The organism is Muricauda sp. SCSIO 65647 (assembly GCF_021534965.1).
In the GTDB taxonomy this organism is placed as follows: Bacteria; Bacteroidota; Bacteroidia; order Flavobacteriales; family Flavobacteriaceae; genus Flagellimonas_A.
The window spans coordinates 3,148,140-3,174,803 of sequence record NZ_CP091037.1 but is presented as its reverse complement, the minus strand read 5'-3'; the positions used below and the strand labels follow the sequence as shown (position 1 = coordinate 3,174,803).

Annotated in this window: 17 protein-coding genes; 5 read left to right on the top strand and 12 right to left on the bottom strand. The window is 41.3% G+C overall.

What is annotated here, in order from left to right; genetic code table 11:
- Window positions 1-36: 36 nt before the first annotated feature.
- The 4 genes from L0P89_RS14055 (at window position 37) to dnaN (ending at window position 4,791) form a co-directional block, all read left to right on the top strand.
- Window positions 37-867: an S-adenosyl-l-methionine hydroxide adenosyltransferase family protein gene (locus tag L0P89_RS14055; RefSeq protein ID WP_235265745.1), complete on the top strand. Its 831-nt coding sequence runs from the start codon at window positions 37-39 to the stop codon at window positions 865-867.
- Entirely contained in the window at window positions 864-1,163 is a 300-nt protein-coding gene (locus L0P89_RS14050; RefSeq protein WP_313790932.1) for a putative quinol monooxygenase, read from the top strand. The genes L0P89_RS14055 and L0P89_RS14050 overlap by 4 nt, the downstream gene beginning before the upstream one ends.
- A 5-nt stretch (window positions 1,164-1,168) precedes the next feature.
- Complete coding sequence (gene gldG, locus L0P89_RS14045) at window positions 1,169-3,565, top strand: gliding motility-associated ABC transporter substrate-binding protein GldG (protein WP_235265744.1); 2,397 nt, start codon at window positions 1,169-1,171, stop codon at window positions 3,563-3,565.
- A gap of 107 nt (window positions 3,566-3,672) precedes the next feature.
- Window positions 3,673-4,791 (top strand): DNA polymerase III subunit beta, encoded by a 1,119-nt coding sequence (gene dnaN, locus L0P89_RS14040; protein ID WP_235265743.1) that lies wholly within the window; start codon window positions 3,673-3,675, stop codon window positions 4,789-4,791.
- 38 nt (window positions 4,792-4,829) lie between these two features.
- Here the strand turns inward: dnaN and L0P89_RS14035 are convergent, their stop codons facing one another.
- On the bottom strand, window positions 4,830-5,189 hold the full coding sequence (locus L0P89_RS14035) for a DUF4870 domain-containing protein (RefSeq protein WP_235265742.1): 360 nt from the start codon (window positions 5,187-5,189) through the stop codon (window positions 4,830-4,832).
- 83 nt (window positions 5,190-5,272) lie between these two features.
- Here L0P89_RS14035 and mnmE point away from each other — a divergent pair, with 83 nt between their 5' ends.
- Complete coding sequence (gene mnmE, locus L0P89_RS14030; RefSeq protein WP_235265741.1) at window positions 5,273-6,670, top strand: tRNA uridine-5-carboxymethylaminomethyl(34) synthesis GTPase MnmE; 1,398 nt, start codon at window positions 5,273-5,275, stop codon at window positions 6,668-6,670.
- 154 nt (window positions 6,671-6,824) lie between these two features.
- Here the strand turns inward: mnmE and L0P89_RS14025 are convergent, their stop codons facing one another.
- From L0P89_RS14025 to L0P89_RS13975, 11 genes are all read right to left on the bottom strand, one after another.
- Window positions 6,825-8,657, bottom strand: coding sequence for an arylsulfatase (locus tag L0P89_RS14025; protein ID WP_235265740.1), 1,833 nt, complete (start codon window positions 8,655-8,657; stop codon window positions 6,825-6,827).
- A gap of 166 nt (window positions 8,658-8,823) precedes the next feature.
- Window positions 8,824-11,094, bottom strand: coding sequence for a GH92 family glycosyl hydrolase (locus tag L0P89_RS14020; RefSeq protein WP_235265739.1), 2,271 nt, complete (start codon window positions 11,092-11,094; stop codon window positions 8,824-8,826).
- A 291-nt stretch (window positions 11,095-11,385) separates the two neighbouring features.
- Entirely contained in the window at window positions 11,386-12,774 is a 1,389-nt protein-coding gene (locus L0P89_RS14015; protein WP_235265738.1) for a sugar porter family MFS transporter, read from the bottom strand.
- Between the two features lie 307 nt (window positions 12,775-13,081).
- Complete coding sequence (locus L0P89_RS14010) at window positions 13,082-14,521, bottom strand: carbon starvation protein A (protein WP_235265737.1); 1,440 nt, start codon at window positions 14,519-14,521, stop codon at window positions 13,082-13,084.
- Between the two features lie 14 nt (window positions 14,522-14,535).
- Entirely contained in the window at window positions 14,536-16,164 is a 1,629-nt protein-coding gene (locus L0P89_RS14005) for an FAD-dependent oxidoreductase (protein ID WP_235265736.1), read from the bottom strand.
- 110 nt (window positions 16,165-16,274) lie between these two features.
- Window positions 16,275-17,675, bottom strand: a complete 1,401-nt coding sequence (locus L0P89_RS14000; protein WP_235265735.1) for a RagB/SusD family nutrient uptake outer membrane protein — start codon at window positions 17,673-17,675, stop codon at window positions 16,275-16,277.
- Between the two features lie 16 nt (window positions 17,676-17,691).
- On the bottom strand, window positions 17,692-21,138 hold the full coding sequence (locus L0P89_RS13995; protein ID WP_235265734.1) for a TonB-dependent receptor: 3,447 nt from the start codon (window positions 21,136-21,138) through the stop codon (window positions 17,692-17,694).
- Between the two features lie 117 nt (window positions 21,139-21,255).
- Window positions 21,256-22,377, bottom strand: a complete 1,122-nt coding sequence (locus L0P89_RS13990) for a FecR family protein (RefSeq protein WP_235265733.1) — start codon at window positions 22,375-22,377, stop codon at window positions 21,256-21,258.
- A 301-nt stretch (window positions 22,378-22,678) separates the two neighbouring features.
- Window positions 22,679-24,256: a ThuA domain-containing protein gene (locus tag L0P89_RS13985; RefSeq protein ID WP_235265732.1), complete on the bottom strand. Its 1,578-nt coding sequence runs from the start codon at window positions 24,254-24,256 to the stop codon at window positions 22,679-22,681.
- Between the two features lie 165 nt (window positions 24,257-24,421).
- Window positions 24,422-25,438, bottom strand: a complete 1,017-nt coding sequence (locus tag L0P89_RS13980; protein WP_235265731.1) for a nucleoside hydrolase — start codon at window positions 25,436-25,438, stop codon at window positions 24,422-24,424.
- Window positions 25,439-25,529: 91 nt separating this feature from the next.
- The gene (locus tag L0P89_RS13975) at window positions 25,530-26,639 is read right to left on the bottom strand and encodes a glycoside hydrolase family 130 protein (protein WP_235265730.1); all 1,110 of its coding nucleotides are present in this window, start codon (window positions 26,637-26,639) and stop codon (window positions 25,530-25,532) included.
- Between the last annotated feature and the right edge of the window lie 25 nt (window positions 26,640-26,664).

Here is a 26,664-nt window from a genome sequence, read left to right as displayed (position 1 = left end):
CATTCTCAACGGGCAAAAACATATCAACACCACGGCATGCCAATCATAACTTTGACCACCGATTTCGGCTATAAGAACCATTTTGTCGCAGCCCTCAAAGGAACTATTTTAAAGTCGCTCGATGTTGTGGATATCGTTGATATTTCACATGATATTTCGCCTTTTAATATTCAAGAATGTGCTTATGTGTTGAAAAATTCATACAATCATTTTCCGAAGGGAAGCATTCATATTGTCGGGCTCGATTCAGAGATATCACCAGAAAACGAACATCTGGTGGTCATGATCGACGGACACTATTTTATAAGTGCCAACAATGGGGTCATGTCGCTCATAGCAGCAGAGACCGAACCCGAGAAAGTGGTTGAGATCAGCTTGCCGAACGTTGAAAAAAATGCTTTTCCCTCATTGGGCGTGTTTGTTCCCGTTGCCTGTCATTTGGCCCGTGGCGGCAAACTGGAAGTGGTGAGCAAACCTTTTGAAAATCTCAAGAGATTAAAGGATTTCGAGCCGCGGATCACCAACGAGGGCAAAACCATTGTAGGTAATATCATATATATTGATGGCTATGGCAATGTGGTCACCAATATTAAAAAGTCATTGTTCGAAGCCTATCGCAATGGTAGAAAATTTGAGATCATCGCCCGCACCAACAAGCTCACCACCATTCAATACAGCTATAATGGCATCATCAATTATACTCTTGAAAAAAACCAGCGAAAAGGTCCTGGTGATGCATTGGCACTGTTCAACACATCGGGCTATATCGAATTGGCGATATTTAAAAGTGACCTCAAGACCGTTGGAGGTGCTTCGACCCTACTGGGCCTGGGCTATCGCGATGTCATAACCATAAATTTTCTATGATGCTCATACGAATAGTCAAGCTTACCATAAAGAGCGAAAATATCGCTAGTTTTGAACGCATATTTGAAGAGACCAAACAATATATCAGAAATTTCGAGGGATGTCAATTTTTGGCACTGTACCGCGATACCAAAGACCCGAACATCTTTTTCACCCATTCGCATTGGGTCGATGATACAGCTTTACAGCATTATCGAAATTCTGAATTCTTCAAAACGGTATGGTCTAAGACCAAACCATTGTTCGATGCCAAACCAGAAGCCTATAGTATGACCCAAATAACAACCGTTAATTGATCTGTATGCTGGCCATTTTCAAAAGAGAGATTTCATCTTTTTTTGCTTCCCCCATCGGATACTTGGTCATCGGTCTTTTTTTGTTGCTGAGCGGACTATTTCTTTGGGTGTTCAAAGGGCCCTTTAATATTTTTGATTACGGTTTTGCAGATTTGGGCAATTTCTTCTTATTGGGTCCATGGGTCTTTCTCTTTTTGATTCCCGCCATTACCATGAAGGGGTTTTCAGAAGAAAAAAAGCTCGGTACCCTAGAGCTGTTGCTCATCAAACCCATTTCAACGACAAAAGTGGTATTGGGCAAGTTTTGGGGGGCGTTCACGGTCTGCCTTGTTGCCATTATTCCTACCTTAATTTATGTCTTTGCCATTTCAGCCCTGGGCACCACCGTTGCAAACTATGATTTGGGTATTGTTATCGGCTCGTATTTTGGCTTGTTGTTTTTAATGGCTGCCTATACCGCCATCGGACTGTTTGCCTCTTCGCTATCTGACAACCAGATTGTCGCCTTTATAACCGGCATCGCATTGAGTTTCTTTGTTTTCTACGGATTTGAGGCGCTGGCCACTTTGACGACAGATGGAAGTTTTCAAGAAACCCTGAAGTCTATGGGGGCCAAAGCCCATTTCGAACGCATCGCAAGGGGCATCATCGATACACGGGATGTTTTCTATTTTTTAGCCCTGACGCTCTTCTTTCTTTATCTGACACAACAAGTGATAAAATACTCTCTTAATGCAAAAAAACTGGGGATGGGCATTTTAAAGGGAATTATTTTTTTGCTGGCCATCAATTTTGTGGGCTCTTATTTATACAAGCGATTTGACCTGACTGAAGACAAGCGTTATACATTGTCTGAACCCGCTGTCACAGCCTCCCAAAAATTTGAATCGCCCTTACTTGTCGATGTTTTGTTGGATGGGAGCATTCCACCAGAGTTTACTCGGTTAAGAACCGAAACGGTATTGCTTTTAGAGCAATTTGCCGCCGAAAACCCAAACATCAAGTACAATTTAGTGGATCCGTTGGCAGATGTTACGCGTAGGGAACAGACGATACAAGACTTACTACAGATCGGCCTTACACCAGCATCGGTCACCATTGAGGAAGAAGGCAAGGTTTCACAAGAGTTGGTTTTTCCATGGGCCATGGTGAACCATAACGACCAAACGGTAAAGGTGCCCTTGCTCAAGAACAAATTGGGCAGCACTGCCGAAGAGCGCATCAACAATTCGGTACAGCAATTAGAATATGCCTTTGCCGATGCCTTCACCAAACTGGGCATCGAAGAAAGAAAGAAAGTGGTGGTCATCAAGGGCAATGGCGAACTCGATGATATCTATATAGCTGATTTTTTATCGACCATACGTGAATATTACGATATAGGGGCCATTACCCTCGATTCGATTGCCGGCAACCCCCAACAGGTTTTTGACCAATTGAAAGAATTTGATCTGGCACTGGTGGCCAAACCGACAGAACCTTTCACCGATGAAGAAAAATATGTGATGGATCAGTTTGTGGTCAATGGTGGCAAATCGATATGGTTGGTTGACAAAGTGACCATAGAATTGGACAGTCTTTTCAATGATGAGGGCAGTAATGTGGCCCTACAACGTGAATTGAACCTTGACGATTTCTTTTTTCGATATGGTGTGAGGGTAAATGCAGAATTGGTGAACGATATGTACAATACCCCCATTGTGTTGGCCACCGGCGACGGCAATGCCTCACAATACAATCCGTTGCCATGGCTGTACCATCCCATGATTTTTTCAAAGGATGATCATCCCATCAATAAAAACATCGAGGCACTTCGATTACAGTTTGCCAATAGCATCGACACCTTGCCAAACGCTTACCAGAAGACCATTTTGTTGCGATCTTCTCCCCTTTCGCGCGCCATGGGCGTACCCCAACAGATCAGTCTCAATAGCATCGACCAAGCACCTGACGCCAGCGATTATGAGGGCAAAGGCAATTTTGCATTGGCCGTTTTGATCGAAGGTGGTTTCAATTCAGCCTTTACCAATAGAATCAAGCCTGTTAATATCAAGGGGGCCTCAGAAAAAGGTGGTGACAATAAAATGTTGGTCATCGCCGATGGTGATATCATCAAGAACCAATTGAGAAATGGGCGACCTTTGGAGCTAGGTTATGACAAATGGACGAGCAATACCTACGGCAACAAAGAGTTTCTGCTAAATTGCATAAACTACCTATTGGATGATGCCGGACTTATAAACATTCGGAACAAAGAAGTTTCGATTCCGCTGCTCGACCCACAGAAAATTATGGCGCAAAAGAACAAATGGCGGTTGATTGCCATTGGGCTTCCGTTGGTTTTGATCCTTGTTTTTGGATTCTTGTTCAACTATTTTAGAAAGCGCAAATATGCAGGATAAGTGTTAATAAATTAGTTTCGTTCAAAAGTAGTTTTAAAATATCTTTGTTTTTATCGGTTTCGCGAAACGACAATTTTGAAAAGTGAGACCCAACAAAAATCTGTTTGATGAAATTCATTGTATCGAGCACCTATTTATTGAAGCAATTGCAGGTATTGGGAGGGGTTATCAACACCAGTAACACCTTGCCCATTCTGGATAACTTTCTATTTGACCTGAAAAAGAAAAAACTGAGCGTTTCGGCCTCTGACCTTGAGACCACCATGAGCTCGGTTCTTGAAGTGGAGTCAGATTCTGAAGGCGTCATTGCAGTACCTGCCCGGTTACTGCTGGAAACGTTGAAAACCTTCCCTGAGCAACCCTTGACCTTTGTGGTCGAGGATAATAATACGGTAGAGATCAGTTCCAACCACGGGAAATACGCGCTGGCCTATGCAGATGGTGCCGAGTTTCCCAAGGCTATTGAATTGTCAAATCCGAGTTCTACGACCATCTTGGGCGATATCTTGGCAACGGCCATTGATAAGACCATTTTTGCAGCAGGCAATGATGACCTACGGCCTGTGATGAGCGGGGTATTCTTTCAGTTTTCACCTGAAAATCTGACTTTCGTATCAACAGATGCCCACAAATTGGTTAAATACCAACGAACCGATGTCAGTGCCTCTGAGGTGGCCGAATTCATCATGCCCAAGAAACCCTTGAACCTTTTGAAGGGAATTCTGGCAGGCTCAGAGTCAGATGTTACGATAGATTACAATGAAAGCAATGCCAAGTTCACATTTGACAATACTGAGCTTATCTGTCGCTTGATAGATGGCAAGTATCCAAATTACGAAGCGGTCATTCCGAAAGAGAATCCGAATAAATTATCCATTTCAAGAGGGCAGTTTTTGAGTTCTGTAAAACGGGTATCCATCTTTTCAAACAAGACCACGCATCAAATTCGTTTGAAGATTGCTGGGGCAGAACTCAATATCTCGGCAGAAGATATCGATTACAGCAACAAGGCAGAAGAGCGGCTATCGTGCTCTTACCAAGGTGATGACATGCAGATTGGGTTTAACTCCCGCTTTTTGGTAGAGATGTTGAACAACCTTTCTTCTGATGAGGTTAGCTTAGAGATGAGCCTTCCCAATCGCGCAGGCATATTGACGCCCGCCGATGGCCTCGATGAGGGCGAGCACATCACTATGCTGGTGATGCCGGTCATGTTGAACAACTGATCCTTGGTCTAAAAGAAAGTCGGTCATTGCCCAACACTTTAGAAAAACCGTATGGTCAACACATAAGATGGTGGCTCTCCATTGGCTGCCTTGACTGCATTTATGATGGGCAGTACAAATCCTACAATTCCGACCCCGATCAAGGTCAAAATGCCCAATCCAAATAATAAAATGGCGGGTATGCTCAAAATGATATAGAGCAACAAGCTCAATTGTAAATTGATAATGGCCTTGCCATGCTCATCCATGCCCTCTACATTTTTTCGTGAGGTCAACCAAATGATCAGCGGTACGATGAAACCGCCAAAACCGGTTATGTAATGCAACAATTGGGTCAGGTGTGTGACCGACAGCAATGTGTTGTCTTTTCGTAAAACGCTTTGATTAACTATTTCCATGATATTTTGATTGATGATTCACTTATTGGTAGCAATCTTTCATAAAATGTTACAGCAAATGTCTTCTTTGTATTTTTGTCGGTATGCCATACACTGACAACATTATTGCCTTGGCCAGCCCATCGGGCATCGGTGCCGTGGCCCTGATCCGTATCTCAGGCCCTGATACCATGGCCATCGCCGCATCATTGTTTCAATCGGTTTCAGGAAAGGATTTGGCACAACAGAAAACGCATACCATTCACCTTGGCCATATTGTTGATGGTGACAAGGTCTTGGACAAGGTACTGGTTTCTATCTTCAAATCACCGAATTCTTATACGGGCGAAGATGTCATTGAAGTGTCATGCCACGGGTCACCGTACATTCAGCAGCAAATCGTACAACTTTTTTTGAGAAACGGTTGCCGAACGGCGACTGCGGGCGAATTTACCCTCCGAGCTTTCTTGAACGGTAAAATGGACCTGAGCCAAGCAGAAGCGGTTGCCGATTTGATAGCCAGCGATAGTGAAGCCGCACATCAAATTGCCGTGCAACAAATGCGTGGCGGATTTAGCAATGACATCAACAGATTGCGTGAAGAACTTTTGAACTTTGCCTCCCTTATTGAACTCGAGCTCGATTTTTCTGGCGAGGATGTAGAGTTCGCCGATAGGGAGAAGTTTGAGCATCTCTTGGTCGAGATTTCAGAAGTACTCAAAAACTTGATCGATTCTTTCGCTTTGGGCAATGTCATCAAAAATGGCATTCCCGTGGCCATTGTGGGTGAACCCAATGTGGGCAAATCTACCCTATTGAACGCCCTTTTGAATGAAGAAAGGGCCATTGTAAGCGATATACCGGGCACTACCCGAGACACCATTGAAGACCAACTATCGATTGGTGGAATCAATTTCAGGTTCATCGATACGGCAGGTATCAGAAAAACCGTAGATGTTGTAGAAGAAATCGGTATCAGGCGTACACTCGAAAAAATCGAACAGGCCAAAGTGGTCGTTTACCTTTTGGATGCCAAAAATGTAAAGGGACCCCATTCATTGAGTGAAATAGCCGCTATTCAAAAAAAACATCCAGACAAAGCCTTGGTCGTGGCCGCCAATAAGGTTGACGAACTATCAGAAAAAGAAAAATCTGCACTTGTGGCCATCCTTGAAGGCATAAAGGATGCAAAAATACTGCTACTCTCCGCTCAAAAAGGTGAAGGTCTTGAAGCTTTCAAAAACACATTGCTCGAATTTGTAAACATAGGTTCATTGAGTGGCAACGACACCATAGTAACCAATAATAGGCATTATAATGCACTTTTGAAGGCCCTGGAAGAGATTCAAAAAGTCAAAGAGGGTATTTCCAACGAATTGAGCAGCGACCTTTTGGCCATCGATATTCGCCAAGCGCTCTTTCATTTGGGAGAAATCACGGGAGAAGTCACCACCGATGATCTTTTGGGCAATATATTCTCGAATTTCTGCATCGGAAAATGAAAGAAATTGCCAATGTGATTGGTTTTTTTGGTATCATTTCTATATCCCTGCTCATGCTCCATTGGGCGGTTTATTGGAAAAAATGGGATGGAAGTACATTTCACGAGTATGTTTGGGGATTATCTTTCTTGTCTCACCTGTTCCAATACCCTAACTACTTCCTGGTTACATACATGTAATAGGCACCTAAAATTGATTCTCCATTTTCATCATTAAACCAACTTTGAATTTCAATATTTCCTTTTTCCAGTTCAAAGGTGAAATTGACGGCAACATCACCCCCTGAGGTTTTAATGGATTTTTCTTCATTTCCAGCTTTCATTCGTGCTGAAAATATTGGAAAGCTGGTACCTTCTATAAAGGTGCCGTCCGTTACCTTTTTCTCAGGAATTCCTTGTCTAAGACGAAACCCAGATTCTCTTGGCCAACGACGTAGTTCAAACTCATATTCTCCAGCTTTAGCAACGAATAAATGCCAAATTCCATTTTTTTTGGGTCCGTAACGGGTTTGTATTTGTTGGTCTACAAAGACATCGAGCCACTCGCATGCGGAAATCAGCATAGGGTTTTCATGTTCACTTCCGATAACAACACGTTGAGGTTCATATACTTCATCTTTTACTTCATCCCACCAATTATCGAGATGCGCCCTCATTTTTGCTACGACTTCAGGATTTTCTGCTGCTACATCATCATCTTGATACGGATCAGTTGAAATATCATATAACTCTCTATTTTCGAGCAATCGCCAGTTTTTCCATAACACCCCTGCACCATTTTTCATGGGAATGGCCGGGTTTTTAGTTGTATAGTTTACCTCGAACATAGGCATTCGACTATAGTTTATTACTAGCATTCTATCGTCTAGCTTTTCTTTTTCACCTGTAAGCAATGGGGAAAGGTCCACGCCATCTAACTTTTGGGGAATATCAGTAATACCCGACATTGACGCCAATGTTGGTAGTAAATCCTGAACATGACATAATTCGTCAATTTTTTCCGGTCGGTTCGACGAGCGTTCGGGTGTTTTCATTAAGAGGGGAACACGATGTCCACCTTCCCAGAGAGTCGTTTTCCCTCCTTTCATACCAGCGTTAAAATAGTCTTTCCCGAATGTGCTTCCGTTGTCGGTAAGAAAAACGACTATAGTATTTTCATCAAGACCCGATTCATCCAAAAAGTCTAAAAGCTTACCCATATTCTCATCAATATTGGCACCCATAGCTAAAAAACTAACCAACTCTCTTCGTTTTTTTTCGTCAAGATTTTCAAATAATTCAGGTTTCTTTTCCATTGCTTTTCGGATAGGATCCCGATAGCGGTTGGGAACGAAATGGGGCCAGTGTGCAGCATTGAGTGCTATGTAGGTGAAGAAGGGTTTTTCTGAATTGGCCCTGGCCTTCATCCATTTTATACTTTCATCAAAAAACACATCGGTACAATATCCTTTAAACGATTCCTTTTGCCCTTTGTGAATATACGTGTCATCAAAATAGTCGTTATCCCAATAATCGGGCAAACTGTTAATATGGGAAGATGGGAACCATATGGCTTTTTCAAAACCACGGTCTTCCGGCCTAAAAGGATAATTGTCGCCTAAGTGCCATTTTCCGAAAAGACCGGTGGCGTAATTGTTATCCTGGAATATATTGGCCATTGTTTTTAATTCAGGACGCAGTAAAGTCCTTCCGCTACTAACATTGATGGCGCCATTTCTAAAGGCATCCATTCCGGTCAACAGTTGTCCTCTTGTGGGAGTACACATGGGAGCCACATGGAAATCTGTAAATTGAATTCCTTCTTTAGCCAACCTATCTATATTGGGAGTATTTGTTATCGGGTTTCCATTAAATGAAAACTCACCATAACCTTGGTCATCGGTCATTATAATGATAACATTGGGAGGCACGTTTTTTTCCGGTGGATTCGAATTACATGATAAAAATACAATCGCAACAACATGGATTATAGTTTTGAGTTTTTTCATTTTCATTGAATTAACATGTTTATAGTAATTTCTGTTTTGTATTTGTTAGGGGGCTGAAATTGGCGACCACGTCGTTTTACGATTTGTTGTGAAAGATATTCGTAGGATAATTTAGCTTCAACTAAAGATTTTTTTTGTGCGTGATTTTTGTTGAAGAAATGTGTAGTTATTTTCCCCACTCCCTATTGGGATATGGACCCATTTCAAATTCCAACGTTCCGCCCTCCATCAGCTCTTCATGGGTGATGTAAGTGCGATTTGACATTTTACCATTCAATTTAAGGGACTGAACATATCTATTTGTTGACGATGTCTCTTTTGCACTTATTTTAAAAGTTCGAGAATTTGGCAATACTATTGTTGCTTTTGAAAAAATAGGGCTTCCTATTTCGTACTGCCCGGAAGCGGGGTTCATTGGGTAAAAACCCAATGCACTAAAAACATACCATGCTGACATTTGCCCACAGTCTTCATTACCACTAAGGCCGTCAAATCCGGTACTATATTGGCTTTCCAAAATCTCTCTGACCCAATATTGCGTCTTCCATGGCAATCCTGCCTTATTGAACATATAGGCAATATGGTGGCTGGGTTCATTGCCATGGGCATATTGTCCTATCAACCCCGAAATATCAGCAGAAACATTATCCCCTGAAATTTCTGAACTTTCCGTAAAAAGTTGTTCCAGTTTTTTTGTGAAGCTATCTCTTCCTCCATGAAGCTCCACAAAGCCTTGTACGTCATGTGGTACAAACCAGCTATGCTGCCAAGCGTTCCCCTCTGTATAATCGGTATGTTCTTGGTGATTGGAATATTTGGGGTCAAAAGGTTCGTTCCAACTTTTGCCGTCTTCCGATTTGCCTCGCATAAAACCCGTTTCAGCGTCAAATAGGTACTTGTAGGCCTCCGATCTATTTATAAAATAATCATAGTCATCATTTTTCCCCAAAGCTTTGGCCATTTGCGCTACGCACCAATCGTTGTATGCAAATTCAAGGCTTATGGTAACGGATTCATCCAATTTTGTATATGGTAGGTAACCATATTCTTTATAGAACTTTAGTCCACGAATATCACCCATCATGGTATTCTTGACCGCTTCATATGCCTTTTCGACATCATATCCCCGTGCTCCCTTCAAAAATGCCTCAACAATAACCGAAACCCCGTGATTACCTGTCATTGTATCGGTTTCATTGCCATATAATGTCCATACAGGTAGCCTACCTTGTTCGTCATAATACATAAGCATAGATTTTATAATGTCATTTACCCTTTCAGGCTGTAGGATATTTAGCAATGGGTTTTCAGCTCTAAAAGTATCCCATAGGGAAAGTGTTGAATATACTTCCCAACCTTTGGCCTTGGCAACACTATCATTCTGAAGTCTGAATTCACCGTTTACATCACTGAATAAAGTTGGGGCGATTTGTGAATGATATAAAGCTGTATAAAAAATGGTCTTAAGAGAATCTATGGGGGTTTCAACCCATATTTTGGACAGTGTCGCATCCCATCGTTTGGCTGTTGCTTTCTGCACATCATCAAATGTGTTGGATGTTCCAAATAGCAAGAGATTTTCCTTGGCATTGGCAATATTTACTGAAGAGACAGCTACTTTCAGTTCAACAGTACTGACCGTATCCCTATCAAAGAAAAACTGCCCGCCAGTCTTTATACCTTTGGCTTTTGAGACATCTCTCAATACCTTCCTATCCGTTACAAATGTGGCATTTGTGATTGGCGCGGTTGTTTCGACTGCAAAGAACACCTTTTGGTTCTTAGCCCAACCTGTACTATGGCGATAGCCTACCAGAAGATTTTCATTTTCTAAAACCAATCCACTATCTGTCGTGGAATCCCAGTTCACTGCATATCCCAAATCGACTATGAAAGATGGCAACTCACTTTTTTTAAAGGTATATCTATGAAAGGCTATATAGTCATTTGAGGTCAATTCTACCATAACGGCAGGTTTTTTCAAATCGACTTTGTAGTACCCAGGTGATGCAACTTCGCTCACATGTGAAAAAAGGGAAGTATATGGCAAGCTGTCCCTCTCCATTCCAAATAAGGCAACATCCAATTCTGAGTTGGTCGGCATGAGCAGAATATCCGTCAAATCACCAATTCCAGTACCGCTTAGATGAAGTTGACCAAAACCTGATATAATGGAATCAGAAATATGGTATCCTGAACACCAATCCCATCCCTCTGTGCCATTATCAGGGCTAGGTTGTACCATGCCAAAAGGTGCGGTGGCTCCAGGAAACGTATGGCCATGACCTCCAGTACCTATAAATGGGTCAACATAGTCGATTAGTCTTTTTGAAGTTGTTTCTTGAACCTCTTCCTTACAAGAAATACTAAGTATCCCAATTGCCAAAGTGAAAATTGAGACATAATTTCGTTTTAATATATGTAATAAACTATTCATTTTAATTAATCATTTCAGTTACGTTTTAAACAAGTAAACCGTGTTTCATGGTTTTCAATGATTGACAATAGCATTATTGATTTTCCCCGCTCTCAATGTGCAATGACGATTTTTATGGAACCCTCTGCTTTGGTCAAATCCCCAACCCGGTGCAACATAAAGTCTACCCATGCAAAACAATTATTCGATGTAATGCCCAGAAAAAACACGAATACCTTAGGCATCAAAATGTGTGCTTTCTGTCTTAAATTCACTATTATTTTTTTTTCTAAAGGATTCATACTGAACATATTATTTTACCTTATTCTTTTTGGATAGCCAATAGTTCTCGATTTCTTCCAAGGTCTTACCTTTAGTTTCGGGCAATACGTAAACTATCAAATACAAGGCTGGAACCATACACGCCGCAAAGAACCAGAACGTACCATGTGCTTTGAGGTTTTCTAAAAACCAAGGGGTCATTTGCCCTACAAAAGCAGTTCCGATCCAAACAGCCATTGTGCCTATTGACATTGCAGAACCCCTCATCTTCAAGGGATAGATTTCAGAGAGTAGCACCCAGAGTACGGGACCAAATGAAAAAGCAAAGCATGCGATAAAGATTAGGATGAAAATCATTAAAACAGTAGTGTTCCCTACCTCAAAATAGAATAAAAGACCAACGGTAATCAATGAAATCATTATACCCAGTACACCAAATTTCAATAGGGGCCTTCTACCTAGATTATCAATTTTCCATAGTGCTACGAAAGTGAAAAGTACGTTTATGACACCAATAATTACTTGTCCCCCAAGTGCCTCCCCTATCAGTAAACCTCCTTCTTCCAAAATCTTTGGCCCATAGTATATGATGGCATTTATTCCGCTTAATTGACTCAAAACCGCCAACAATACACCAATGAGAACAGCTTGTTTAAATGGCCCTGAAAAGAGTTTTTTGATACTTATTGATTTTTCAGAAAGTACTTGCTTTACGTTATGGATTTCTAAGTTCGCCCCATCATCATCCATGAACCGAAGCAATATTGTTTTTGCCTTTTTCGTTTTCCCTTTCATTATCAACCAGCGCGGGCTTCTTGGTAAAATGAACAACAAAAACAAAAAGATCAAGGCCGGCACAGCTTCACTTCCTAACATGACTCTCCACAATTCAGTTACATAAATCTTTTGAACCATCTTAGAGCTTTGGCTAAAATCAACCGATGTAGATACCGAAAGAAAATAGGCGTTGGCAAAATAAGCCACTAAAATGCCCAAAGTGATCGCTAGTTGATAAAGTGCCACTAAAATGCCACGATTCTTGGCTGGGGCGATTTCTGAAATATAAAGAGGAGATAACATTGAAGCGATACCCACTCCGATCCCACCCAACATTCGATACATTACCAATTGGTCAAAAGTACCCGATATGGCACAGCCGATAGCAGATATCGCAAAGAAAGCTCCTGAAGCAATCAAGATATTTTTTCGACCATATTTATCACTTAATACTCCTGCAAAAGCCACTCCCAAAATAGTACCTAGAAGGGCTGAACTTACATACCAACCTTCGGTCACCGTATTCAAGTCAAATTGTACTTTGACAAAACCAATAGTACCTGATATTATAGCTGTATCATATCCAAATAGAAATCCGCCAAGTGCGGCAATTACGGCAAGGACAGTGATGTTGTTTTTCAAATCTTAACGTACTAATTAAGGTTAGCTACTTTGTTCTAGAAATAAATCAATGTTCTTAAAGTTTCCTTTATGTTGGTCAATTTGACGTTAGTTCCCAAAATCATTCCTGTTATTGATTACCCAGTTTTTCCGAACAGTTTCGAAAGGTTCTTCCTTCGAAATCACAACAATTTTATAATTGTAAATCATCAGTAGTATTGTCAAATAGAAAAGGGACGAAGATTTTTCGTCCCTAATCTCGAAAAAAACTCAACTAAACTAACTCAAACAGTTCTATACTTGTAGATACCAATCACTGAATCTATTTTTAACTTACCATACTAAAATTCCTTCTTTTTGTAACATATCCCCAAAAGAGGGTGGCTATAATAATAGTTATTACAGCCCCGACTAAATAGGCTGTGTTGTTTTCTAGCTGAAAGCCCTCTTTGGCAATCAAAATATAGGTGCTACAAACCATGGTCATGAACAAGGCCGGTACAAGGGTTACCCAGTACAGTTTATTTTCGAATATTAAATAGGCTGTAATGGCCCATAATACCACCGTCGCTAAAGTTTGATTGCTCCATGCAAAGTACCTCCAAATAACTCCGAAGTCGATTTGGGTGAGCACGAAGGCAATTGCGAATAGAGGCAATGCAACATATAACCTGTTTCGTAATTTATTTTGATCCGATTTAAAAACATCCGATAGAATGAGCCGAGCAGATCGAAATGCAGTATCACCGGAAGTAATCGGAGCCGCAACAATACCCAACAAGGCCAAAATACCCCCGGCACCACCCAACATGTTCAGTGATATCTCGTTGGCGGCCCATGCTGCATTATTATTATTGGCATTCATTGCATTGTTCAACTCGGTAACATCACCAAAAAATGTCATGGCCGCGGCCGCCCATATAAGTGCGACTATACCTTCGGTTATCATGGAGCCATAAAAAATTCTTCTTCCAGATTTTTCATTTTTAATGCAACGCGCCATTAGAGGGGATTGTGTGGCATGAAAACCTGATATGGCCCCACAGGCAATGGTGACGAACAAAATTGGGAACAAAGGGGTTTCTTCTGTATTGGTAGTCATATTACCAATGTTTGCCGGGACGAGCTCAGGAATTTGATAGTCTCCAAAGAACAACGGAACAAGAAGACCCACGGCCATCAATAACATAGCGATTCCGAAAATTGGATAGAGTTTGCCAATAAGTTTATCGATTGGCAGTAACGTAGATAAAACATAATACACCAAAATTATGCCTACCCATGCCCATACTCCCCAGAGGTTGCCCATCATACCATCAATTATTTTCGCCGGGCCGACCAAAAAGACCGTACCTACAAAAATCAGAAGTGTTACAGTAAAGAACCGCATCATGGTCTTTACCTTTGGGCCCAGGTAAATGCCCACAACCTCACTTATACTTAGACCGTCGTTTCGAAGAGACAGCATTCCAGAAAAATAATCATGTACCGCCCCCGCAAAAATGCTTCCCAGCACTATCCACAAAAAGGCCGAAGGCCCGAACATGGCTCCTGCAATAGCTCCAAAAATTGGTCCTAAACCTGCTATGTTGAGAAACTGTATCAGAAAAATACGCCATGTAGGTAGGGGTACGAAATCAACATCATCATGAAGCCGTATGGCGGGAGTATCTCGATTTTTGTCAACACCGAAAACCCTTTCCATGAATTTGCCATAAGTGAAGTAGCCTATGACCAAGATGCCTATGGAAATAAGAAATGAAATCATTGAAACGCTATTCTCTATTCGTTGTCGTAATCATCATAGTCTCCGAGATTCCCAATTTTATAGATTACCCCTTCTTTCGCTAGTTGTTCTCTGAGTATATCAATTTCCAATTCGGCGGGGGTCGTCTTTTTCTTTAAGGAAAGGGCCGCCGCAGTACCTGCCACATGGCCCATCTGCATCCACGTAGATTCAAGCCGATATGAGCAGAATGCCACATGGGACAACGAGCTACAAACAGGTACCAAAAGATTGGTGACTTCGTCTTTTTTAGGAAGCAACACCCCATAGGGAATTTCATAAGGCTCGGTCACCTTATGCCAAATTCTTCCCTCATTGGTAAAAGTAGAATCGGAAACCTGTACCCTTTGCACATGGTGTGAGTCGATCCAATGGGAACCCAACATTACAGCATCTTCTTTGCTTCTATCATCCAGAATATCGTGTTGGGTTAAAACAAAATCACCTACCATCCTCCGCGCTTCCCTGATATACAAGTAGTACGGAAAATGATCGTTGTCAACAAATTCATCCTTGCTAAACCCAAAAGAACGCATCTCTTGCCGTAAATTCTCCGGTACCGAACCATCATGACCGAGGAAATATAGAAACCCAAGCGTATAGGACTTATGGTTATCGTATATTTCCTGGCGTTTGTCATAGTCTGCATCCGGATACTCCCGATTACCTCCAAAAAGACCCAAGGATATTATGGCGTCTTGTTTATTATTGAACTCAAACTTGCCACTACCTCTATCATAGATGCCAATCAGTTTATTGAGCTTAGTCTCAGGGTAGCTTTTTAGAAAGTCCCGCAATAGGCTGAACTGAGATGGATTGTAATCAACGGGTCTTTGAATCTCAACTTTGTTGCTGTCAACCTTTGTAGTTGATAAGCGAAAATTATAGTTCATTACCCTGTCATCGCCTTCACCTGCCTTTAAGCCAGAATCTTTTGAGAAATATGGTAGTATTTTACCGCTGTGATCAACGGTGCGCGCACTAATCGTATCATCCATAAAACGGATTCCTGCGTAAGATTCATTGTACTTACTTCGGCCTTCTCGTCCGTAGGTGTAAGTGACACCGGAACGTGCCATTAAATCACCTTCATAAGACGCATCTATGAATATTTCCCCATTAACAGTTGTACCGTCGGTAAGAATAATTTGATCGATCGTTCCTGCCTTTTTACTAACGGAGTCGACATATTTGCCAAAGGTCACGTTGACCCCTGCTTCTTCGAGCATCTCATTATACATCTCTTCCGCAACGTGGGATTCAAAAAAGAACGCAGGGTCGCCCTTCTTAAAATTCAGTGTTCTTCCATTAAAAAAGGTCTCAAAATATCCATCTGGAAATTTCTCTCCCATCCTAACATAAAATTCCAATGCGATTCCCGTAATCGCCTTGTTGATCATATGTTCAGATTCCGCCGTATTGATACCGCTCGTACTTAGCCCACCAACATGGTTTGTTTGTTCTATGAGCAATACTTTAGCACCGTTCCTTGATGCCGCCACCGCGGAGATAACCCCTCCAGGGGTACCTCCATAGACCACTACATCAAAAGACTCCTTTTCTTGGGATAAACATGATAAAAGGATACATGACAGGAGTGAACAAAAAATTATCCGTTTTTGCATAGATGAAACGTTTTAGCAAGTAAATAATTCGTTAAAAAGGTTACATTGGCCCAATGCACACGAAACCCTAAATGGGCGTGATCTTGAAGGGAACACAATCTCTCCGAACCTCAATATCCGTCGTTTTGGGTCAACTCTTTATTGGCATCCAACTCTGCCAAAGGAATCGGAAACAATACATATCTACTCTCTGTTGGAATGCCAACACTTTCCATTTGTTGTATATAACGGCCCGTTCTAAGCAAATCCCATCTTCGATGCCCTTCTGAATAAAGCTCCCAAGCACGCTCTTGAAAAACAGCTTCTTGAAAAGCTTCTTTTGACAGACCAGCTTCCAAGGGTGCTATTCCTGCCCGTTCCCTGATTTGGTTCACTGCATCATACGCGGCACCGCTAGGTCCGGACAGTTCATTCTCTGCCTCCGCGAAAAACAATAAAATATCAGCAAACCTGTATACAATCCAGTTGTTTTTCGCCCTACTATTGCCACAGGGTGAGGGGTCAAAAAACTTGTCGTGTCTTGGCAGTTGTTTCACCTCCAGTATCTCGCCCGATTCCGTTATCTTTTCGGTATAGATAAGCTCGGAACGAACATCGTTGGCATCAAAGGATGCTACAAAAGCTTCGTTCACCATTAATCCACCGAATCCAGGATATAGAAAATCCACGGCAAATGACTGTGCATAACCACTACCAAACTGCGGCTCTACACAGCTGTACTGAATGGAAAATATATGCTCTATACCATTTTCATTGGCAAGGTCAAAAACATCATTATAGGTATCAAAGAGTTGATAGGTGCCCGATGATATTATCTGCTGCGCAAGATCTCTTGCTTCTGAATAATTACCCAAGGTAAGATGAATTTCGGCCAGTAAGGCTTGGGCCGCACCCAATGTTGCCCGACCTATGTCAGAAGAATTTCCATATGTTTCGGGAAGGTCTCCATCACCAATTATTTGATTCAAATCGGTGATTATTTGATCATAAACTTGAGAAGATTCCACTCTTGGGATGGCCAGATTGTCTATCCCTTCTGGAGGTATCAGAACCAGCGGAACATCACCAAAGGCCCGAACCAGATTAAAATACGTAAGTGCCCTTAGGAATGTCGCTTCTGCCACCACCCTATCTCCTATCTCACTATCCAAGGTTGTATTTACGATTACTGTATTCGCACGATTAATAGTACTGTAAGCCTGGGTCCAAAAATTGTTCAGAGGTCCGAATGCCGAACCAAATTGATTTTTGTCAAAACCTATGAATTCTGCATCACCATCACTTCGATATTCTATAATATCTGCCCCAACTTCTGACAACGTGACGTACGTACTTCCGTAAAAACCACCTTCCCTTAAGTTTTGATAGACTGCGTTGACCCCCGATATGGCATCTTCTTCGGTATTGAAAAAATTATCATTTGTAATAAACGAAAAAGGTTCTTCCTCTAGATTACTTTCACATGAGACCATTAGGGTAATCGCGACTATTGGAATAAGTATATTTTTCATGATTTTACTATTTAAGTTAAAAACTAACATCAATACCTAGAATGTATGATACGGCTTTCGGATACGTTCCGTAGTCGATGCCAGACAATACGTTGTCTTGACCTTCTGAATTAACCTCTGGATCAAAACCCCTATAATCGGTTATCGTCCATAGGTTTTGACCAGTGACATATATTCTAGCACTACTTATAAAAGATTTCAATCTTTCTGATTTCATGGGAATGTTATACCCCAGCGTGACATTTCGCAACCTTAGGAAAGAACCGTCTTCGATCAAGAAGGTACTTGCCGTGTTAGGATGCCGTGCGGCCATTCGAACGTTGGTGTTACTTGGATTATCAACGGTCCAGCGATTTCTGACAGTTGTCAACATATTGAAGTTTGGTTGTCCGTCTTCCAAACTTCTGCGGTTCAGATTAAGAATTTCGTTTCCGGAAACTCCTTGAAAGAAAATGGATAGATCCAACCCTTTCCAACTAAAGTCATTAGTGAATCCATATACCAAATCAGGTAAACCATCACCTATTATTGTACGGTCATCAGCTTCATTGAAGACCCCGTCACCATTTACATCCTTGAATTTCCAATCACCTGGGTTTGCATTGGGGGCTATACCCGATGCATCTATCTCAGCTTGGTCTTGCCAAACGCCATCCCAAACCAATCCATAGAAAGAAGCTACAGATTCCCCTCTGGTAATTATATTGCTACTACCTATGCCGTCGGCACTCAAAATGATATCATCGTTAACTCCAATATCCAAAACTTCGTTTCGATTCCAGGCAAGGTTGCCACTGGCTTGCCAACTAAATTCACCATCCAATATCCTAGTATTCAAAGTAAACTCCAGACCTTCGTTCCTAAGACTTCCAATATTGCTTAGGGCACTGCTTGCTCCAGATGTTGCCGGAAGTTCGATTGCTACTAATAAATCTTCGGTCTTCTTATTATAATAATCGGCTGAAAGCTGAACTCTATTTTTGAAAAAACTCATATCCAGCCCTACATTGAATTGTGCCGTTTTTTCCCATCTTAAGTCGGGATTGGCAACATTTTGGGGGAAAACCCCTATAGGGGTGTTCGCACCATTATCAAATACCGTGCGCAACGTTCCTAGTCGCGCCAATGACTGATAAAGTCCTATTTCTTGGTTACCCGTAATACCGTAGCTTGCCCTGAACTTTAAACTGCTAAAGGTTTCGCTTTCGCCGAAGAAACTTTCTTCTGAAACTCTCCAAGCGAAAGCAGCAGATGGAAAGAAACCATATTTATTGTTTTCGCCAAAGCGGGATGAACCGTCAAGCCTTCCGCTCAATGTTAGCAAATACTTGTTTTTATGGTTATAGTTGACACGTGCCAAATATGAATTTAAACCCCATTTTTCCCTTTGGGTAATTGTGGGTTGGGGCGAGGCACCAACGGAAAGATTGTCGGGTCCGTTCACATTGGTGACAAAATCATTGGTCTGTGCGGTAGAAATCTCTATTTCTTGCGACTGGAACGTTATACCGGCAAGAAAATCAAATACATTATCAGGGTTGATCTCATACTTGTAGCTAAGGGTATTTTCGTTCAACAGATTTGTGGAACGCGTAAAGGATGAGACAGCAGACCCGTTTTCATTGACCGCTAAAGTTGCATATTCAAAATTGTTCGGGAAGAAGAGTCGGCGCTGGCTACTCACAATATCACCTCCAACACTTACTCTTAGTTTTAGGTTATTCACCAATTCATAGTCCAAAGCAAAATTGGCCAAAACCCGGTCGGTTTCAATCTCATTGATGGTTTCCCTGGCCAGTTGCACCGGATTGACCATTTGTGAAAGTCCAGATCCTGGACCAACATTAATCGAATAATTGCCGTCTTCGTCAAAAACAGGTAGAGCAGGTGTAAAACGCAAGGCATTTGTGAGCACTCCCTCTCCTCCTGCATCTATCGTAGGGTTATTTTGGCTTCTACTTAAAGACAGGCTGTTGGTAAGCGTCATTCTATCTGAGAGCTTATTATCCATATTTATTCTGAGACTATATCTTTTGAACCCAGAATTGATGATTGTACCCTCTTGGTCAAAGTAACTTCCGCTGATGAAATATTTTGAATTCTCGCTTCCTCCAGAAACCGAAAGTTGATGGTTGGTTATTACTGCCGTTCTAAAAATTTCATCTTGCCAATCGGTAGCTCCATATTCATCCAACGGCATTGGAAATCTTCCATCTGGCACACCATATCTAACAGGTATTCCAAGATTTACCAATTGCTCATTTTTAAATGCCAAATGTTCTGAGCCCACCAACAAATCCAATGTTCTGGACACTTCTTGAAAACCAGTATAGGTATTGAAGCTAAATTTCGGTTTACCTGCTTCGCCTTTTTTTGTGGTGATGATGACCACACCATTGGATCCCCTAGATCCATAAATTGCCGTTGCAGAGGCATCTTTTAGGATTTCAATGGACTCGATATCACCTGGATTGAGTGTGGCCAATGCATTTTGCCCTTCACCTACATTGAACGATCCATCACCTGGTTGAAATAGGTTGTTGTTACTGTAAACAGGAATACCGTCTATGACGTACAATGGTTCATTGCCACCGCTTATCGAGTTTCCACCCCTGATTCGGATACTTATTCCCGCTCCTGGAGCACCGGATGTCTGCGTAACGGTCACCCCCGCGGCCCTACCTTGTATTGACTGATCTATGGATGCTACGGGTACATCTTGAATCTCTTTTTGGGAAACCGAAGCAACAGCTCCAGTTAGATCGCTCTTTTTGACGGTACCATATCCTATGACCACTACTTCGTCTAAATTAGCGGTATCTGCAAGCAAAGTAACGTTAATGGTGTTTTGTCCGTTCACTTGAACCTCCTTTGCGGCAAAACCTATATAGGAAATAACTAGAACAGGGTCTTCCCCAACCAATTCCAACGAAAAGTTTCCATCAAAATCAGTTTGTGTACCATTAGAGGTGCCCTTTTCAACTATACTGGCTCCTGGTAGTGGAACGCCATCTTTGTCCGTCACTTTTCCAGAAATCTCGGCTTGTTGTGCCCCTAAGATAGTTGTCTCTTTTTTTTCTGTCGTAATTTCTTCGCTTTTGTCCTTATATGTAAGAAGGATTTGGGTATCCTCTACTGTATAGTCCGTATCTGTCATGTCAAATAAAATGCCCAGTACTTTTTTGATTCGTTCACGTCTTACTTTTAGGGATACTTTGCGGTCTATATCAACGTATTTGGTGATATAAACAAATCGATAATCTGTGGTGCTTTCAATTTCATCGATAACTGAGGCAACCGACATATTTTTAACATCCAACGAGATTTTGGTTTTCTGTGAATAGCTGTTATTGGCCTGTAGTCCGAATAAAGCAGTTAATACTAACAGAGCGGTCAATTTCATTTTTAGGTCGAATTTTGGCAGTGGTGGACACCACGACCCCGTGTTCCGTTGTTTTTTCATATTTTTATATACTTAGAAAGTGGTTATTTTAGTCTAATTAATCGCTTTATATTCCGGGAAATGCGCCAACATTTCCCGGTTTTGCTCAATAGTTCCTTTTAATCATAGGCAAATCGTTTAGTTTATTATAATTATGTTTTCTTTTATCTGATACTCAATGCCATAAAGGGTATTGAGATAGCCCAGTACTTTTTCTATCGGTTGATTTTTAAAACTTGCGTTGAATACCTCTTTACCCAAAGCCGTGTTTTGATTGACTATGGTGAGATTATAATGCCGTTCAAGTTTTTTCAAAATGTTGTCCAAAGGCATTTTACGAAAGACCAATTCCCCATCTCTCCATGAGGTATAGATATTGGTATTTACCTTTTCTACCATGATATTTGCCGATATTTTATCCATTGAACCTTTATCTCCTGGAACTAACTCGATCGGGTTATCGGAATTGACCGTACCCGAATGCATCGCGACCGATCCTTCAACAAGTACGACATCAGAAGCATTATCTTCAGGGTATGCGGTTATATTAAATTCCGTGCCCAGCACCTCCACATTAAGAGTGGAAGCATTTACGATAAAGGGGCGCTCTGCATCTTCTTCTACCTCAAAATAGGCCTCTCCTGTCAAAAACACCTGCCTATTACCGTTTCTTAAAAACTTTACCGGATATCTTAATGATGACCCTGCATTGAGACTGACTATCGTGCCATCAGACAGTTGCAGGTCAAACCTTTTGGCATAAGGTACTTTCAAGGTATTGTATGCCAGTTCATCAATTTCAGAATTTGTGTCATAAACAATCGTATTCCTGTTCTGGTTTCCTATTAAGTTACCGTTGGGATCACGGACTTCTTTTGTATCTGAGGGGTTAATAATTTGGATACTACCATTTTCCAGTTCCAATGTAATGGACTGCTCCTCAGGCACAAGAAGTTCATGGTCCTCTTCATGAAACAAATCGTTTCTAAAGAAGTATCCCAAGCCAAGAAAAATCAAGGCAATGGCCGCATATTTCAAAAATGACCTTGTAGGTCGCCTGTGAAATATATTCTTGTCCCTCTTGATTTCCTTTAATAGTTCTTTTTTGGTTTTTTCTACATCGTACTTTTTCATAGCATAATCTATAGCAAATTGAACCTTTACAAATTCATTGAACAACAAATGGTTTTGGGGATTGTTCAACCATTCGAGCAAGCGTGCCATTTCTTTTGCTCTGGCCTGTCTCGTGAGGTATTTCACAATCAGTTTTTGAAATTTCTGAGTAGACATTTTCTGAATCTAGTATATACTTAAGACGAAGCCGATTTACGATTCCCTCTTTGTTTATGTAATATTTTTTTAATAATTGCATAATACTGGGGTCAAATTTCTTTTTTTAACAAAAAATGAAGTGTTTTCTCATTTTTTTGTTTTTAGAATTAATCTTCAAATAAAGGTTGGTCACCTTTAATCTCTCCAAGGGTTGATTCTCATACTAGACCAATAAAAAGGGGCACATCATAAAGGAAAAACCTATCAATGAATTGGGCCGTTCAAGCACTTATTCTTTGATATCATAAGTAGCCGACAAATAGCTTATGGTCCTTCTTAATTCTGCATCATTTAAGGGTCTCTCATAAATCAACAAACGGGCAATTTCACCATCAAAGGATTCAGCACCGGGATGATTGGTGGCATCCCGTTCCGTTCCAATGGCCAATTTGGAAGAATTGGAATAGCTATTTATTGGAATTGGCTTTTGGGCAATGGCTTCTGCTTCATTGACAAATAGCTCGATGTCTACGGTATCCACTCCGGCGCCCATCCTCGCAGCGACAATATAATAGCTATCGGGATTTAGCCTAATGCCACGAACTTTGGGGTTGTTGTTGTCAAAACGACCAAAAGAGATCCCGTTTCTTGAACCACACCAAATCGTAAGATTATCTTCCAAGCTTCCCCATATACCTTCATAATTGCCCCCATTTTTTAAATTGCCCAAGAAAGAATTGACATCCTTTAATCGGCCTTGTCCAAACTCGGTCTTTATATTGCTGTTTTGGGTATTGTAGGGCCTTAGTACCGCAAACCATGTATATCCACTTCCTTTGATCAGGTAATCGAAGGCATCTTCTTTTTTATTGATTAATTCATCTTCCCTGAAAACAACGACATTGTGATTATTTATCTGAGGGACGTTTTTCTTGATCCTAGGCCTTCCAGAGCCTGGTTTTGTTAGTCTTACACCATAATCATTGGGCTCAAAATGTTTTGCGGGAAAGGTGGATATTTTATTGGTCCACCGTAATACTTCTTGTTTTTTGTTCGTAATCACCAATGAGTCGGCATCCAAGTCCAAAATTAGCCCATGGGCACTAAAATTTTCCTTGGAGTCGTTTCCAGATGCCCATACGATTCCCCCTTCGATAAGCTTTTGAAAATTACTGTCTGAATAAATTTCCTCCGTATGCCCCAAGGAGGTAAAAAATGAACGTCCACCGTCAAAGTATTGATACCAAGTAAAGGGATGGTCTCCTCCCATTTTTAAGTTGGCTTCTGCGTGATAGGAATCCTCTTCCAAGGATATCAGAACATTGACGCTTCCCCTTGGGTTACTTGAGAAGTAGTGCCACTCATCCTTTACCTGCCATTTATTAGGAAGGTGCTTTGTACCGATATGGTCTTTATTTTCGATGGTCAAAGTAGCCTTTTGAACCTCTGGATGTCCTACCAGACGCGTGCCGATAAGTTGTTCATACCATTTTTGAAATTCGACCTCCTCATTCCAAATTGCGCCAGCGCAATGTACTCCGACAAAGCCTCCTCCCTGTCTTATAAAATTTTGTAGTGCCCTTTGTTGCGATCGTGAGAAAATGGCCCCTTCAGTACCACAATTATTATTGAAGACGACAACATCCATAGTAGAAAGCATCTTTGCATTTAAATCGCTGCGATCATGGGTAGAAACCACCTCCCAACCATTTTTGGTGCCAAGGGACTCGATCAGGAAATTTGCCTCATCTTTTGAATCATGCTCATAACCGTTGTCGCCCTGAAAATTCAGTATCCTCATTTGGGCATTTATGGGCAACGCTTGGGCAAATAGGACAAGTAAAACAGGTAGCAGTAAATTCTTCATAGGAGTGACTTAAGGGTTCTCAATTAAAATACCAAATTGCCGGTAGTTTTGAACCGCTAAAAGTGGAATTTCAATCATATCAGTTCCGGTCAAACTGGAAAATTCAATGACTTCTCCCGTACTGTTTAAATATCAAATACCCGACTGATTTCCAATTCGATTCGATTATTCCCTTGCTGCCTGATGTTCCCTTAACTTGCTGTACAACATTTGAAAAGTTCCGTCACGTTGTACCTTTCTGCAGCGCAGAAATTTGCCATTTGTTTTATAGAAATTATAATCCATATATGTGGTTACGGTAGGGCAAATGGTCTCTTCCCATTTGCCCAATTCAGGATCGACCAAAACCGCTATGTCCCCAAGGTCAAAAAACCCTTTTTTGGTGCCTTGCCAATATTCACTTTTGAAACGATACTCATAAAGGTATTTACCAAGCTCTCCAAAGGGTTCGACATGCTCTTTTGATTCTTCCATGGTCCCTGCCGATAAATTCGTTCCCGTATCAAATAGCACCAATGGAACGGGGGAATGAAACAAGATACGTGCCGCATGCATATCTCCTTTCACATTGTAATTGTGCGCACGATAAGGCCATGTATTTTCTGTACGACCATGCCAAAAAAAGATAACCCGATCTGCAATTTTTGGTTCTTTGAGGTAGGCTGATGCCAAATCAGTGGCAGAGCCCAGGCCAATGACCCATAGAGGATTTTCCCCAGAACCCTCCATTGCCTTTTCAATGATAAAATCCACCCCCTCTGAATGGCTTGGCTCAAACTGATACTGCATGGGATGTGAGCCCCTATAAACGGGATATTTCCCCTTTAGGCCTGCTTTGTCCAAAATGGTCTCGATAACACTTACCGATCCACTAATGCTTTTTGAGCCAACGCCAAAAACATGATCATAATTGCTTCCTACAAAACCCTCTATTTGAAATTTTTCGGGAGAGAGAATGGCTAGTGCAATGGCCCAAACATCGTCAATCTCATTTTTGGCATCACTTACGATGACGGTCCGTATTTTTTCATCTTTGGGCGGAATTTTGGGGATGGTTTCTTTTGTTCCATGATAAACATCCTCTTGTGCAAAAACACCAGTGGAACAGAGAATGAACATCAGTACTTTAAAGCCCTTCATGATTTCGTGTATGGTATATGGATTTGCGAACCTGTCTCTCATAATATGTTTTGTTTTTAATTGCATTATCTCAGTATTTAATTCGATTTAGTAAACATCCAATGGATGTAGATAGTTAGTTGGCTTATTGAACTCATTCAGAAATTGCCACACCAACAAATGAATCTGCGGTTCCATAATATAAAAACCATTTCGACCCAAAATGGACGAGGCCTTCAGCGAATACCGTCCCCGATTTGTATTGACCCGTAATTTCATGGGGCAATGTTGGTTTTAGCAAACAGGTATCAGAACGAAAAAGTAGTTTTTCAGGTGTATTCACATCAAAAACTGCCTTTCCAAGCGAATAGGTCCCTGCGGGTAAATTTTTGTCGCGAAGTGTGTTATCATCAGAGTTTTTACCATTGTAGAATAGTACGATACCTTCATCATTTACCAATGCGGGCGGTCCGCATTCTGCCAGTGCGCTGTCAAATTTATTTTTCCTGGCACCGAGAATTACCTTGAGTTCTTCGGCTTCATTCAATAGCGGTGTCCAGTCAATCAGGTTATCGGACCATGCAAGATTGACAAAATGTTCACCCCAGTACATCCAGTATTTTCCATTTATTTTTGCAATAGTTTGCTTGCCTCCTTCCATTTTTGTGACAATGGAGCCTGATTTTGACCAATGATCTATAAATTTCCCACCATAAGCTTTTGCAAACGCGAGTCCTTTTTTTTCCCAGTTTATCAGGTCTCTGGAAAATGCAACACTTAATCTTGCAATTTTATGATTCCATGAAGTATAGGTCATTACATACAAACCATCGTCCGTCTCAACTATCCTCGGGTCTTCGCAACCCCCTGGATAATCATACTGCATAAATTCACCACCATCAGGATAAAGGACCGGCGTTGGATGTTTTGTGAAATGTATTCCATCATCACTGTAGGCCAAACCAATTCTGGAAGTACGGCCTCCAAGATGGGCTTTAGGATTGTCTTCGCATCGTAGAAGCAAGTATACTTTATCGTCCTTTACTATGGCAGCCGGATTGAATACATCCGCTTTTTGCCACTGTACAACCTCCTTTTTTACGGGACAAGTAAAGGTAAAGGAGGAATCTGCTCGAACAATAGGATTCTCTTTTGGTTTATAAAACGATTTAAAGTCCCATTCAAAAGAAGGAGGTGTATTACATGCTAGAGCCAACAAAAAAATTACCGGGGCAAAATAGTAGTTAGACATTTTCTTCATCATGTTCATCATTTCAATATTTTGATTG

Bases quoted from the DNA above. Each gene is read 5' to 3' on its own strand.
- L0P89_RS14055 (WP_235265745.1), top strand. From the start codon at position 37: ATGCCAATCATAACTTTGACCACCGATTTCGGCTATAAGAACCATTTT.
- L0P89_RS14050 (WP_313790932.1), top strand. From the start codon at position 864: ATGATGCTCATACGAATAGTCAAGCTTACCATAAAGAGCGAAAATATC.
- gldG (WP_235265744.1), top strand. From the start codon at position 1,169: ATGCTGGCCATTTTCAAAAGAGAGATTTCATCTTTTTTTGCTTCCCCC.
- dnaN (WP_235265743.1), top strand. From the start codon at position 3,673: ATGAAATTCATTGTATCGAGCACCTATTTATTGAAGCAATTGCAGGTA.
- L0P89_RS14035 (WP_235265742.1), bottom strand. From the start codon at position 5,189: ATGGAAATAGTTAATCAAAGCGTTTTACGAAAAGACAACACATTGCTG.
- mnmE (WP_235265741.1), top strand. From the start codon at position 5,273: ATGCCATACACTGACAACATTATTGCCTTGGCCAGCCCATCGGGCATC.
- L0P89_RS14025 (WP_235265740.1), bottom strand. From the start codon at position 8,657: ATGAAAAAACTCAAAACTATAATCCATGTTGTTGCGATTGTATTTTTA.
- L0P89_RS14020 (WP_235265739.1), bottom strand. From the start codon at position 11,094: ATGAATAGTTTATTACATATATTAAAACGAAATTATGTCTCAATTTTC.
- L0P89_RS14010 (WP_235265737.1), bottom strand. From the start codon at position 14,521: ATGATTTCATTTCTTATTTCCATAGGCATCTTGGTCATAGGCTACTTC.
- L0P89_RS14005 (WP_235265736.1), bottom strand. From the start codon at position 16,164: ATGCAAAAACGGATAATTTTTTGTTCACTCCTGTCATGTATCCTTTTA.
- L0P89_RS14000 (WP_235265735.1), bottom strand. From the start codon at position 17,675: ATGAAAAATATACTTATTCCAATAGTCGCGATTACCCTAATGGTCTCA.
- L0P89_RS13995 (WP_235265734.1), bottom strand. From the start codon at position 21,138: ATGAAAAAACAACGGAACACGGGGTCGTGGTGTCCACCACTGCCAAAA.
- L0P89_RS13985 (WP_235265732.1), bottom strand. From the start codon at position 24,256: ATGAAGAATTTACTGCTACCTGTTTTACTTGTCCTATTTGCCCAAGCG.
- L0P89_RS13980 (WP_235265731.1), bottom strand. From the start codon at position 25,438: ATGAGAGACAGGTTCGCAAATCCATATACCATACACGAAATCATGAAG.
- L0P89_RS13975 (WP_235265730.1), bottom strand. From the start codon at position 26,639: ATGATGAAGAAAATGTCTAACTACTATTTTGCCCCGGTAATTTTTTTG.